Source organism: Amycolatopsis sp. NPDC051716 (assembly GCF_040681595.1).
GTDB lineage: Bacteria > Actinomycetota > Actinomycetes > Mycobacteriales > Pseudonocardiaceae > Amycolatopsis.
On the sequence record NZ_JBFAZA010000016.1, the window covers coordinates 168,561 to 181,292 of the forward strand.

Consider the following 12,732-nt stretch of genomic DNA (forward strand, 5'->3'; position numbering starts at 1 on the left):
CCGCCAACGGCCGAACCCCCTACCTCCGCACGCGGTCCGCACGCGCGCCATCCAAACCACCCATCCGGGTGAACGATGATCGGGAAACCGTGACGAGTCACGGTTTCCCGATCACCCCCGGCTCACCTACCCGGCGTGGTTGGCGAAGATGTCCGACGCCCCGCTGACGGCCACCGGCCGCGCGACGCCGAAGTACGCGGTCAGCGCCGGACCCGTGGCCGCGAGCCCGGAGTAGTCGCCGAGGAAGTAGCCGCCGGCGTCCGGGGCGGTGGTGAAGTCGAACGGCGCGGCCGTCAGCCTCGTCTGCCCGTTGACCGCCCAGTTCGCCGGGTCGCCGCAGTCGCTCGTGGCGGCGTGGCAGTGGGCGAGGAACGCGTCGGTGAGCCCGGGCTGCGCCGGCGTCGCGTTCTGCAGGTCGTAGTAGCTCAGGCCGATCGTGCCGTCGGCGGTCACCTTGATCTGCGGCACGAACGCGGGGGTGTCCCCCGGCGACTGGTCGACGCGGATCGTGGCACCCCACGTCAGCCCGCCGTCGGCCGACTGCGCGAAGGCGATCTTGGCCGCGCCGGTGGCGCTGAACCGGGCGTCCTGCCAGACCGCGTACACGAAGCCGTTCACCGGGTTGACGGCGAACTCGGGCAGTTCGTCGCTGGAGCGGACCGGGTGGCCGGCGATCGTCACCGAAGCCACCTGCTGGGTGTCGATGCCGATCGCGCCGGACCACGTCGTCCCGCCGTCGGTGGACCGGATGACCGCCGCGGTCGAGGTCGACGAGCCGTGGCAGTGCGCACCGCCGTGGGTGACCAGGCAGGCGCCGCCCTTGTTGGTGATCAGGTCGAAGCCGTTGATCAGCACGCCCCGCCCCGGGCCGGTCGCCGGCACCACGATCTGGTTGCCGATCGTCTGGTCGTTCTGCCCGGGGTCGAAGATGATCCGGCCGGTGCTCCAGGTGCGGCCCTGGTCGGTGGTGCGGGAGAAGTAGCTCGGGCCGCGGTAGGTGAACGCGTGCGTGTACGCGCTGGGGTTGGCGTGGCTCTGCGGCGAGACCAGCTGGTCCCACACCGCGTAGGCGCGGTCCGCGAGCAGCGGGTCCGCGGTCACCGTCTCCTTGTCGTTGAGCACCTGCGTCGAAGTGTCCAGGCGCGCGGTGACCGGGGTTTCCCAGTGGTCGCCGCCGTCGAGCGAGCGGCTGATCAGGATCGCGCTCGCCCCGCCGAACGCCGGGCCGTCGGCGTTGAAGGAGTCCGCGATCGAGTACACGACCCGGCCGTCGGCGGAGAAGCTGACCCACGGGTCGGTGGTGCGCTGGAAGTACCCGGGCGAGCCGGCCGGCGCGCCGGCGCAGATGCTGAACCGCGGCTGCGCGGCGGCCGGCGTCCAGGTCGCCCCGCCGTCACGGGACACGACGTTGGTCAGGCCGTTCGACCCGCCGTCGTTCCAGCGGTCCTGCTGCGCCGAGCCGACGAGGTGCCGCGGGTCGGCCGGGTCGGCGGCGACGTACGGCTCGACCTCGGACGCCGGGTAGTTGACGCTGCCGCGCGCCTGTTGCTGAGCGACGAGCGCGGCGCAGGCCGCCCCGCCGCCGAGCGGGTGGCCGGGCACCGCGACCGGCACCCCGGCGGCGAAGGTGGTGGCGACGGCGACACCGGCGCCGGCCAGCAGGGCGGCCACCGCGGCGCCGGGCGGCAGGGATCGGCGGGCGAACCGCCGGGAGTTCTTCGGGTTCACGGGTGACCTCTTTTCCGACACGCCCCGCGGGCCGGACGGAACGGACACGGTCCCGCACCGGGCACGCTGGAGTCGCCTTTCCCCGCACGGTCGTTACGGGTCCCGGGCGCCGCGGGTGAAACATCCGGTTCCCCGCTGAAAAAGTCGTCCGTCCACACGGGAATCGGTTAACGGATGGCCAAAAGATTTGCACCGGAAATCCCGCCGCGGCCGGCCCGGAGCGCGGCCCTTGACACGGACGGGCTCCCCACCGCATCCTGATGCATCTCAGGGTTCCTGATATACCTGCCGCTCAGTGAGGAGTCGGACGATGACCGCAGTGGAGGAGAAGCCGGGCACCCGGCCCCGCCCGGACGTCGAACCGGGCCGGCTGTTCATCGGCGGCCGGTGGACGGAGACCGAGGCCCGCTTCGACGCCGTGGACCCGGCCACCGGCCGGACCCTCACCTCCCTCGCCCGCGGGACGGCCGCCGACGTCGACGCGGCCGTGGCCGCGGCCCGGCAGGCCGCCCCGGGCTGGGCCGCGACGCCGGCCCGCGAGCGGGCCCGCGTGCTGCACCGGGTCGCGGACCTGGTGCGATCCCGCGCCGACGAGATCGCCGCCCTGGAGAGCGCCGACGTCGGCAAGCCGATCTCGCTGTGCCGCGCGGTCGACGTCGAGACCGTCGCCGAGCAGTACGAGTACTACTCGGCCCTGGCGCAGGGCCTGGACGGCGCGACGCGGCCGGTCCCGATCCCCGCGCACGCCTACACCCGCCGCGAACCGCTCGGCGTGGTCGCCGCGATCACCCCGTTCAACTTCCCGCTGGTCCTCTCCGCCTCGAAGATCGCGCCCGCGCTGGCCGCGGGCAACACCGTGGTGCACAAGCCGGCCGAGGACACCTCCCTCAGCGCGCTGCTGATGGCCGGGCTGCTCGCCGAGGCCGGCGTGCCCGACGGCGCGCTCAACGTGGTCACCGGCTTCGGCTCGGAGATCGGGGACACCCTGCTGGGCCACCCCGGGGTGGACAAGATCGCGTTCACCGGATCCACCGCGGTCGGCCGGCACGCGGCGGCCCTGGCCGGGCAGCACCTGAAGCCGGTCACCCTGGAGCTCGGCGGCAACGCGGCGCACATCGTGTTCGAGGACGCCGACGTCGAGCAGGCGGTCGGCGCGGCGATCAAGGCGTTCGTGTTCAACACCGGCCAGTTCTGCATGGGCGGGCCCCGGCTGCTCGTCGCCGACGCGCTGTACGACACGATCCTGGGCGCGCTCGCCGAAGCCGTGCCGCACGTGCCGGTCGGCGACCCGTTCGACCCCGCGACGGTGGTCGGCCCGATGGCGGGCGAGCGCCACCGGGCGAAGGTCGAGCAGTACGTCGAGCAGGCCCGCGCCGACGGCGGCCGGATCGTCACCGGCGGCGGCCGGCCGGACATCGAGGGCGGGTTCTTCTTCCAGCCCACGGTGATCGCGGACCTGCCGGACGACTCCCGGGTGATCCGGGAGGAGATCTTCGGTCCCGTGCTGACCGTCCAGCGCTTCACCTCCGAAGACGAAGCGGTCGCGCTGGCCAACAGCACGCCCTACGGCCTCGCGGCCGGGCTGCAGACGACGAACCTCGCCCGCGCGCACCGCGTCGCCGCCCGGCTGCAGGCCGGGATCGTCTGGGTCAACGACTGGGCGATGCTCGATCCCGCGATCCCCTTCGGCGGCGTGAAGGACTCCGGCTACGGCCGCGAGTACGGCCCCGAATCCCTCGACGCGTACACGCGCACGAAGTCCGTCGTCATCTCCCTCGCCTGAGCCCAGGAGCACCCGCATGACCACCACCACCGCGGCCGTCGTGGAGTCCGCCGGCGCCGGCTTCACCCTCGGCGAAGTGGCCCTAGACGACCTCCGCCCGGACGAGGTCCGGGTCCGGATCGCCGCCACCGGCGTCTGCCACACCGACCTCGGCGTCGCCGCCGGCGCGCTGCCCTTCCCGCTGCCCGGCGTGCTCGGCCACGAAGGCGCCGGGATCGTCGAGGAGGTCGGCGCCGCCGTCACGCGCGTGCGGACCGGCGACCGGGTCCTGCTCAGCTACACCTCGTGCGGCGGCTGCGCGAACTGCCGCGACGGCCACCCCGCCTACTGCGAGACCTGGCTGCCCGCCAACCTGCTCGGCGGCCGGCGCCCGGACGGCACGACCCCGATCTCCCGCGACGGCACCCCGCTCGGCGGGCACTTCTTCGGCCAGTCCAGCTTCGCCGGGCACGCCGTCGCCGACGAGCGCAGCGTCGTCAAGGTCGCCGCCGACGCGCCGCTGGACCTGCTGGCCCCGCTCGGCTGCGGCATCATGACCGGCGCCGGCGCCGTGTGGAACGTCCTCGCCCCGCGCCCGGGCGCCACGCTGCTGGTCACCGGCGCCGGCGCGGTCGGCCTGTCGGCGGTGATGGCCGCCCACCTGACGCCGGCGACGCGGATCATCGCCGTCGACCGCGTCGCGGCACGGCTCACACTCGCCCGCGAGCTCGGCGCCACCGACACGATCGACACCAGCGGCGAGGACCTCGCCGAGACGGTCGGGAAGCTGACCGGCGGCCGCGGCGTCGACGGCGTCGTCGAGACCACCGGCAACGCCGGCGTCCTGGGGACGGCGATCGGCGCGCTGGCCGCGCGCGGCACCGCGGTCGTCGTCGGGGCGCCCGCGTTCGGCACCGAGGTGCCCGTGGACGTCAACTTCCTGCTCCCCGGCCGGCACGTCGTGGGCCTGACCATGGGCGACGCGGAGACCCAGGCGCTGGTGCCGACCCTGGCCGGGCTGGTCGCCGCGGGCCGCTTCCCGGTCGAAAAGCTGGTCACGCACTACGAGTTCGGGCAGATTCAACAGGCAGTGGACGACATGCTCGCCGGCACGACGATCAAACCGGTGCTCCGCCTGTGAAGGAGAAGACCGTGCACCTCCCCGACTTCGGCCTCGGCAGCTGGCCCGCCCGCCGGGCGCGGATCAACCCGGACCGCACCGCGCTCGTGCAGGCGGACCGGACGCTGACCCACGCCGGGCTCGCCGACCGGGTCGCCCGCCTCGCCGGCGCGCTGACCCGGCTCGGCGTGCGCCCGGGCGACCGCGTGGCCTACCTCGGCGTCAACGACATCACCGTGTTCGAGACGTTGTTCGCCACGGCCCGCTGCGGCGCGATCTTCGTCCCGCTCAACTACCGGCTCGCCCCCACGGAGATCCGGTACATGCTCGACGACAGCGGCGCGTCGGTCCTCGTGCACAGCCCGGACACGGCCGGCCTCGTCGCCGCGGCCGGTGGGCTGCCGGGCGGCGTCGTCCTCGCCACGGACCCGGCCGGCGGGGACTTCGAGGCGGCGATCGCCGAGGCCGGTCCCCCGCCGGAAACGCGGGTGGAGCTGGAAGACCCGTGCCTGCTGCTCTACACCTCCGGCACCACCGGACGGCCGAAGGCGGCGGTCCTCACCCACGGCAACCTGACCTGGAACACCGTCAACCAGCTCGCCCACCTCGACGTCCTGGGCACCGACAAGGCGCTGTGCATCGCGCCGCTGTTCCACTGCGTCGGGCTCGGCCAGATCACGCTGCCGACGCTGTTCAAGGGCGGCAGCGTGGAACCGGTGGCCAAGTTCGACCCGGGCACCATCCTCGCCCGGATCGGCGCGGCCGGGATCACCAGCTTCTCCGCGGTGCCCACGATGCTGGAGATGATGTGCCGCCACGAGGACTGGGACCGCACCGACCTGAGCTCGCTGACCTGCGTGCTCTACGGCGGGTCGCCGGTGGCCGAGCGCGTCGCCCGCGCGTGGCTCGACCGCGGCGTGAAACTCCTGCAGGGCTACGGCATGACCGAAGCCGCCCCGGGTGTCTCGATGGCCACCCACGAGGGCACGCTCGACCACCCGGTCGCCGCCGGCGTGCCGCACTTCTTCACCGACGTCGCGGCCCTCGGCCCGGACCTCACGCCGCAGCCGCTCGACGGGACACCGGCCGAGCTGCTGGTGCGCGGCCCGCACGTCTTCGGCGGCTACTGGAACCGGCCGGAAGAATCGCGAGCGAGCTTCGTCGAGGACGACTGGTTCCGCACCGGTGACGTCGTCCGCGTCGACGACGACGGCTGGGCCCACGTCGTCGACCGGGTCAAGGACATGATCATCTCCGGCGGGGAAAACGTGTACCCGGCCGAGATCGAAGCGGTCGCCGTCCGGCTCGACGCCGTCGACGCCTGCGCCGTGGTCGGCGTGCCCGACGAGCGCTGGGGTGAGGCCGGCGCGGCCTTCGTCGTGGTCCGGCCCGGTGCCGAGCTGGACGAACCGCAGTTCCGCGCCCACCTCGAACGGCACCTGGCACGCTACAAGGTGCCGAGACACGTGCGGTTCACCGACACCTTGCCGCGCAACGCCACCGGCAAGATCCGCCGCGTCGAACTGCGCGCCCTCGCCGCCGAAACCTTCACCACGAACGGACCCGCATGACCACGCCTCTGCTGCCCCCTTCACTGCGCCTGGAGCTGCGGGACGACGTCGCCGTGCTGTGGCTGGCCCGTCCCGAGAAGCGCAACGCCCTCGACGACGCCACCGTGCTCGGCCTCGAAACGTTCTTCGGCGCCCCGCCGCCGGGGGTCAAGGCCGTCGTGCTCGACGCCGTCGGCGACCACTTCTCCGCCGGGCTCGACCTGTCCGAGCTCACCGAGCGCGACGCGTTCGAGGGCCTGGAGCACTCGATGATGTGGCACCGCGCCTTCGAGCGGCTCGAACGCGGGCGGGTCCCGGTGGTCGCCGTGCTCAAGGGCGCGGTCGTCGGCGGCGGCCTGGAACTGGCCGCCGCCGCGCACATCCGCGTGGCCGAACCCTCGGCGTTCTACGCCCTGCCGGAAGGCCAGCGCGGGCTGTTCGTCGGCGGCGGCGGGTCGGTGCGGGTGCCGCGGCTGATCGGCGCGCACCGGATGGCCGACATGATGCTCACCGGCCGCGTGCTCGACGCCGACGAGGGCCACGCCGCCGGGTTGTCGCACTACCGCGTCGAGAACGGCCTGGAGCACGCGCTCGGCCTGGCCCGCAAGATCGCCTCGAACTCCTCGATCACGAACTTCGCCGTCCTGCAGGCCCTCCCCCGCATCGCCGAGGCCAACCCGGCCGAGGGGTATCTGATGGAGGCGCTGATGGCCGCGGTCGCCAGTGGCAGCGCCGAGGCGAAGGAACGGATGCAGGCGTTCCTCGAAAAGCGGGCCGGGAAGGTCGGCCGATGATCCTGCGCCCGGTCGCCCCCGACGTCCGCGAAACCACCGAGATCGGCCGGTACCTGCGGTGGCTGGAAGCCCGCGGGCACTTCTTCGACGACTACGCGGGCCTGCACCGGTGGTCGGTGACCGACCTCGGCGGCTTCTGGTCCTCGATCAAGGACTTCTTCGGCGTCCGCCTGCACACCCCGGCCACCGCGGTGGTGCCCGACCGGACCATGCCCGGCACGGAATGGTTCCCCGGCGCGACCCTCAATTACGCCGAGCACGCCCTCGGCCACGGGCCCGGCGGCGCCACCGCGGTCGTCGCCTACTCCCAGACGCGGGAGCGCATCGACCTCACCTGGGACCAGCTGCGCGACCAGGTCGCGCGCGCCCGCGCGGGCCTGGCCCGGCTCGGCGTCGGGCGCGGCGACCGGGTTGTGGCGTACCTGCCGAACATCCCGGAAGCCGTGGTCGCCTACCTCGCGGTCGCGAGCCTGGGCGCGATCTGGGCCTCCTGCGCCCCCGAGTTCGGGGCCCGGTCGGTGGTCGACCGGTTCGGCCAGATCGAGCCGCGGGTGCTGCTGACGGTGTCCGGCTACCGCTACGGCGCCAAGGACGTCGACCGCCGCGCCGAAGTCGCCGAAATCCGCGCGGGCCTGCCCACCGCCGAGCACGTCGTGCACATCCCCTACGGCGGCCACGACCTGCCCGGCACGCTCTCCTGGGAAGACCTGCTCACCGAAAGCGCGCCCGGGTTCGAGCCGGTCGCCTTCGCGCACCCGCTGTGCGTGCTGTTCTCCTCCGGCACCACGGGCAAGCCGAAGGCGATCGTGCACGGCCACGGCGGAATCCTCCTTGAGCACCTGAAGAACCACGGCCTCAGCTGGGACCTGCGCCCCGGCGACCGGATCCTCTGGTTCTCCACCACCGCCTGGATGATGTGGAACGCGCTGGTCTCGGGGCTGCTCACCGGCGCGTCGATCGTCCTGGTCGACGGCAACCCGCTGCACCCGGACCTGGCCTGGCAGTGGCGGCTGGCCGAGGAAACGCGGGCGACGCTGATGGGCGCGAGCCCGGGATTCCTGATGGCGTGCCGGAAGGCGGGCCTCGACCCGGCCGCCGAGTACGACCTTTCCGCGCTGCGGCAGCTCGGCGCGGCCGGCAGCCCGCTGCCCGCCGAGGGCTTCCACTGGGTGCACGAGCGGTTCCCGGGCGTCCTGCTCAACGTCGGCAGCGGGGGCACCGACGTGTGCAGCGGCATCGTCCAGGGCAGCCCGCTGCAGCCGGTCCGGGCGGGCGAGATCTCCGGCCCCTGCCTCGGCGTCGACGCGAAGGCGTTCGACGAGCACGGCGCCGAAGTCGTCGGGGAGCTGGGCGAGCTGGTGATCACCGCCCCGATGCCGTCGATGCCGGTGGGGTTCTGGGGCGACGACTCCGGTGCGCGCTACCGCGACACGTACTTCTCGACCTATCCCGGCGTCTGGCGGCACGGCGACTGGATCCGGTTCACCCCCGAGGGCAGCTGCGTGATCGCCGGCCGCTCCGACGCCACCCTCAACCGCGGCGGCGTCCGGCTGGGCACCGCCGAGTTCTACGCCGTCGTCGAGGAACTCCCGGAGATCGAGGACTCCCTCGTCGTGCACCTCGAAGACCCGGCGGGCGGCAACGGCGACCTCCGGCTGTTCGTGGCGTTGCGGTCCGGTGCCGAACTCGACGACGCCTTGCGCGGCAAGATCGCGTCGGCGTTGCGGACCGCGCTCTCGCCGCGGCACGTGCCGGACGCGATCACCGCCGTGCCGTCGATCCCCCGCAACCGCACCGGGAAGAAACTGGAGCTGCCGGTGAAGAAACTCCTGCGCGGCGCCCCGGTCGGCGAGGTCGTCGGCCGGGACGTGCTCGCCGATCCCGCCTCCCTCGACGCCTTCCTCCTGGAGCGCGCATGACGACCGTCGCGATCGTCGGGACCGGCGTGATCGGGGCCGGCTGGGCCACCCTCTTCCTGGGGCAGGGCCTCGACGTCATCGCCACCGATCCGGCGCCCGGCGCCGAGGAGCGGTTGCGGAGTGCCCTCGGAGACGCGCGGACGGATCGGCTGCGGTTCGTCGCCGACGCCGGCGAAGCGGCCGCCGCCGCCGATTTCGTCCAGGAGAACGGGCCCGAGCGCGAGGACGTCAAGCACGCGCTGTTCGCCGTCCTCGACGAAGCCGCGCGGCCGGACGTGATCCTGGCGAGCAGCTCGTCCGGGCTGCTGCCGAGCGTCATCGCCCGCGGCTGCCCGCGCCACCCCGAGCGGGTCGTCGTCGGGCACCCGTTCAACCCACCGCACCTGATCCCGCTCGTCGAGGTCGTGCCCGGCCGCGACACCGCGCCCGAAGTCGTCGACCGGGCCATGGCGTTCTACTCCTCGGTCGGCAAGCGGCCGATCCGGCTGACGCGGGAGGTGCCGGGCCACGTCGCGAACCGGCTGCAGGCCGCGCTCTGGCAGGAGGCGTACTCCCTCGTCGAGCGCGGGGTCGCGACGGTCGCCGACATCGACGCCGCCATCGCGCACGGGCCCGGCCTGCGCTGGGCCGTGCTCGGCCCGTTCGTCAACCAGCACCTCTCCGGCGGCGCGGGCGGGCTCGCGCACGTCCTGCGCCACCTCGGCCCGCCCACCGAAGAGTGGTGGCGCGATCTCGGCCGCGTCCACCTGACGCCGGAACTCGCCGAGTCCCTCGTCGCCGGCGTCGACGCCGAACTGGCCGGTACCGACCACGACCGGCTCGTCGCCGCCCGCGACGCCGTCCTCGACCAGCTGCTGGCCGCCAAGGCCGCGCAGCCCGACCTGCCCTGACCCTGGAGCTCTTCGTGGACCTTTCCTCCCTGACCGCCATCGACGTCCACACCCACGTCGAGCAGGACGGCCACGGCTGTTTCGCCCTCGACCAGGAACTGCTGGACGCGTCCGAGAAGTACTTCCGCGCGGGCCAGGACCGCACGCCGACGGTGACCGCGATCGCCGAGCACTACCGGACCCGGAAGATGGCGGCCGTCGTCTTCACGGTCGACGCGCCGGCCGCGACCGGGCACCCCGCGCTGTCGAGCGAGGAGATCGCCGACGCGGCCGCCGAGCACGCGGACGTGCTCATCCCGTTCGGCTCGGTCGACCCGCACGCCGGCAAGGCCGCCGTGCTGCGCGCGCGGCGGCTCGTCGGCGAGCACGGGGTGCGCGGGTTCAAGTTCCACCCGAGCCTGCAGGCCTTCGAGCCCAACGACGTCCGGTACTACCCGCTCTACGAGGCGATCGCCGACCTGGGCGTCCCGGCCCTGTTCCACACCGGGCAGACCGGCATCGGCGCCGGCCTGCCGGGCGGGCACGGCATCAAGCTGCGCTATTCGAACCCGATGCTGCTCGACGACGTCGCCGCCGACTTCCCGGAGCTGACGGTGATCCTGGCGCACCCGTCGGTGCCGTGGCAGGACGAAGCGATCTCGGTCGCGACGCACAAGGCGAACGTGTACATCGACCTGTCGGGCTGGTCGCCGAAGTACTTCCCGCCGCAGCTGGTCCGCGCGGCCAACACCCTGCTGAAGCGGAAAGTCCTGTTCGGGTCCGACTTCCCGGTGATCACCCCGGACCGCTGGCTCGCCGATTTCGCCGAGCTGGAGATCAAGGACGAGGTGCGGCCGCTGATCCTCAAGGACAACGCCATCGAAGTACTCGGCCTGTCTTGAACGCCGGATAACGTTTGTCCGCTACGTCCCCGGGCATCCGCAGCCTTCCAGCACTCACGATGGGAGGCGGCGTCGTGGCGGACGGTGACGTGCACACCTACTACGAAGACGGACTGTGGAAGAACCGCGTCGAAGGCGGCCGCCGGGCGTCCAATACCTCCCCCCGCCGCGTCGACGCCGTTTTGGCGGGGCGGCAGATCGCGCGGAAACGCCGGGTCGGGCACTTCGTCCACACGCCGGAAGGCGACGTCGAAACCGAACGCGACTTCCGCCCCGGCGCCCGGCGCACCGACCGCGGCGACGGCGCTCAGTCACGGGCGCTGTAACACAACACCCGTTCGGACGATAGCCCGTTCGTGTCCGGGGACGCCCCGGCCTTCACGAACGGATCACCCATGTCTCGCCTCCGCCTGGCCGCGCTCCTCACGGCCGGTACCTTCGCCCTCGCCGGCTGCGCCGGCACTCCGAGCACCCCGGCCCCGGCCCCGGCCGCGGCCGGCTCGACCACCCCGGCGTCGTCCACGGCTCCGGCGGCCCCGGCCCTCGACGCCGCCAAGGTGGGCGCCGCGATCTCCGACGCCGCCAAGCAGGCTTCGGCCGTGCACGTCAAGGGCACGATGGCCCAGGAAGGCAGCGCCATCAACCTCGACCTGCAGCTCAACCCGGACAGCGCGAGCGGCACGGTGGTGAAGGACGGCCTCGAGATCCCCGTCCTGCGGATCGGCGAGAAGTACTACTTCAAGTTCAGCGACTCGCTGGTGAAGCAGGCCGGCGTCCCGGCCTCCGCGGCCAAGCAGCTCACCGGCAAGTGGGTGTCGTCGAAGGCCAAGATCGGCGAGGGCATCGCGGACGCGTTCAAGGTGTTCCTCGACTACAAGTCGTTCACCGAGGGCACGCTGGGCGAGCTGCAGAAGACGACCTTCAAGCCGGGCGAGCCGACGACGCTCGCGGGCGCACCGGCGCTGAGCTTCGCGAGCCCGGACGGCACGGCCACGGTGGCCGCGACCGAGCCGCACTACCTGCTGCGCATGGCGGACCCGAAGAACGGCGCCATCGAGTTCCGCGACTGGAACAAGCCGACGACGGTCTCGGAGCCCGCGGCAGCCGAGATCTACTCCGGCCCGGGTTCCTGACCAGGTCGAACGCGTAGGGAGGCCGCTGCCGGGGCATCGAAGGCCCTGGTGGCGGCCGAGCTACCGACAGGTTGGCCGTCTTTCCGGCCCAGCGCTTCGCGTAGGCGCCGGCCGGGGCAGACGACCGACTCAGCCCTGCCTTCGTTGGGCGGCCGGAGCCGAGGTGGGCGGCGCACCCGGGTCGTCAGCGGCTCACCGGCGGGCCAGCTGGGCCCACACCGTCTTCCCGCCCGAACGGGACCCGCTGCTCCCCCACCGCTTCGCGACCTTGGTGATCATCCGCAAGCCCAGCCCGGCCCGGGCGAGATCGAGGCCCTCCCGCAGCACCGCCGGCCGCCGGCTTTCGTCGGAAACCTCCACGAACAGAGTGCCGCGGCGCAGCTCCAAGCGCAGGCGGGGCGCCGAATCCGTGTGGCGGAGCGTGTTCTCGACCAGCTCGGTCGCGATCAGCTCGGCGTCCTCGGCCAGCTCCGGCACCATCCACTCGGCGCACATCCCGCGGACGAACCCGCGGGCACGCGCCGACGTGCGCGGCGAGCGGTCGAGCAGGCGGCCCACCCTCCGCCGGGCCGGGCGGGTCAGGGCCGCCTCAGCGGTGGCGGTGTCCGCGTACACCGGCACGCCGCTCGCCGCCAGCGCCGCGCGCTGGTCCGGGCGGCCCGTCACCAGCGCGAACGGGATCGCCGGCCACTCGCCCACGCGCAGAGCGACCAGGGCGAACACGCGGATCAGCGCCCGGTCGCGCAGTTCGAGGCGCTCGACGTCGATCAGGACGCCGTCCTCGGAGTCGGCCGCGAATTCGAGCATTCGGTCGCGCAGCTCCGCGTACGTCGTCCAGTCCAGCACGCCGACGACCGAAGCCTTCGCCGGTGCGCCGTGCCGGGGCACCAGCCACACCGAGTTGTGCCGGGCGAGCACCGGTGACCACCTCCTTCACGACGTTCACCCGATCGGA

The 12,732-nt window shown here is 73.1% G+C and carries 11 protein-coding genes; 9 read left to right on the forward strand and 2 right to left on the reverse strand.

The annotated features are described in order from the left end of the window. Positions 1-126: 126 nt before the first annotated feature. Positions 127-1,728 carry a sialidase family protein gene (locus AB0M30_RS23350; protein WP_364586978.1) on the reverse strand — a complete coding sequence of 534 codons (1,602 nt, stop codon included), beginning with the start codon at positions 1,726-1,728 and terminating at the stop codon, positions 127-129. Positions 1,729-2,038: 310 nt separating this feature from the next. Between AB0M30_RS23350 and AB0M30_RS23355 the strand changes: the two genes are divergently transcribed. The 9 genes from AB0M30_RS23355 (at position 2,039) to AB0M30_RS23395 (ending at position 11,777) form a co-directional block, all read left to right on the forward strand. Continuing rightward, a complete protein-coding gene (locus tag AB0M30_RS23355; RefSeq protein WP_364586980.1) occupies positions 2,039-3,511 on the forward strand; it encodes an aldehyde dehydrogenase family protein in 1,473 nt (490 codons plus the stop codon). Between the two features lie 16 nt (positions 3,512-3,527). After that, positions 3,528-4,631, forward strand: coding sequence for an NAD(P)-dependent alcohol dehydrogenase (locus tag AB0M30_RS23360; protein WP_364586983.1), 1,104 nt, complete (start codon positions 3,528-3,530; stop codon positions 4,629-4,631). 11 nt (positions 4,632-4,642) lie between these two features. Further along, positions 4,643-6,181: a long-chain fatty acid--CoA ligase gene (locus AB0M30_RS23365; protein ID WP_364586986.1), complete on the forward strand. Its 1,539-nt coding sequence runs from the start codon at positions 4,643-4,645 to the stop codon at positions 6,179-6,181. Next, positions 6,178-6,954 (forward strand): crotonase/enoyl-CoA hydratase family protein, encoded by a 777-nt coding sequence (locus AB0M30_RS23370; protein ID WP_364586989.1) that lies wholly within the window; start codon positions 6,178-6,180, stop codon positions 6,952-6,954. Before AB0M30_RS23365 ends, AB0M30_RS23370 begins: the two co-directional genes overlap by 4 nt. After that, the gene (locus AB0M30_RS23375; RefSeq protein WP_364586992.1) at positions 6,951-8,873 is read left to right on the forward strand and encodes an acetoacetate--CoA ligase; all 1,923 of its coding nucleotides are present in this window, start codon (positions 6,951-6,953) and stop codon (positions 8,871-8,873) included. The genes AB0M30_RS23370 and AB0M30_RS23375 overlap by 4 nt, the downstream gene beginning before the upstream one ends. Then, on the forward strand, positions 8,870-9,763 hold the full coding sequence (locus tag AB0M30_RS23380) for a 3-hydroxyacyl-CoA dehydrogenase NAD-binding domain-containing protein (RefSeq protein ID WP_364586995.1): 894 nt from the start codon (positions 8,870-8,872) through the stop codon (positions 9,761-9,763). The genes AB0M30_RS23375 and AB0M30_RS23380 overlap by 4 nt, the downstream gene beginning before the upstream one ends. Before the next feature lie 14 nt (positions 9,764-9,777). Further along, a complete protein-coding gene (couO, locus tag AB0M30_RS23385; RefSeq protein ID WP_364586998.1) occupies positions 9,778-10,644 on the forward strand; it encodes a 4-hydroxyphenyl-beta-ketoacyl-CoA hydrolase in 867 nt (288 codons plus the stop codon). Between the two features lie 74 nt (positions 10,645-10,718). Then, positions 10,719-10,970, forward strand: a complete 252-nt coding sequence (locus tag AB0M30_RS23390) for a DUF2188 domain-containing protein (RefSeq protein WP_103338248.1) — start codon at positions 10,719-10,721, stop codon at positions 10,968-10,970. Positions 10,971-11,039: 69 nt separating this feature from the next. Beyond that, entirely contained in the window at positions 11,040-11,777 is a 738-nt protein-coding gene (locus tag AB0M30_RS23395) for a hypothetical protein (protein ID WP_364587001.1), read from the forward strand. 192 nt (positions 11,778-11,969) lie between these two features. Here AB0M30_RS23395 and AB0M30_RS23400 read toward each other — a convergent pair whose 3' ends face one another. Beyond that, positions 11,970-12,695, reverse strand: coding sequence for an ATP-binding protein (locus AB0M30_RS23400; protein WP_364587003.1), 726 nt, complete (start codon positions 12,693-12,695; stop codon positions 11,970-11,972). Positions 12,696-12,732 lie beyond the last annotated feature (37 nt).

Bases quoted from the DNA above. Each gene is read 5' to 3' on its own strand.
- AB0M30_RS23370 (WP_364586989.1), top strand. From the start codon at position 6,178: ATGACCACGCCTCTGCTGCCCCCTTCACTGCGCCTGGAGCTGCGGGAC.
- AB0M30_RS23360 (WP_364586983.1), top strand. From the start codon at position 3,528: ATGACCACCACCACCGCGGCCGTCGTGGAGTCCGCCGGCGCCGGCTTC.
- AB0M30_RS23375 (WP_364586992.1), top strand. From the start codon at position 6,951: ATGATCCTGCGCCCGGTCGCCCCCGACGTCCGCGAAACCACCGAGATC.
- AB0M30_RS23380 (WP_364586995.1), top strand. From the start codon at position 8,870: ATGACGACCGTCGCGATCGTCGGGACCGGCGTGATCGGGGCCGGCTGG.
- AB0M30_RS23355 (WP_364586980.1), top strand. From the start codon at position 2,039: ATGACCGCAGTGGAGGAGAAGCCGGGCACCCGGCCCCGCCCGGACGTC.
- AB0M30_RS23395 (WP_364587001.1), top strand. From the start codon at position 11,040: ATGTCTCGCCTCCGCCTGGCCGCGCTCCTCACGGCCGGTACCTTCGCC.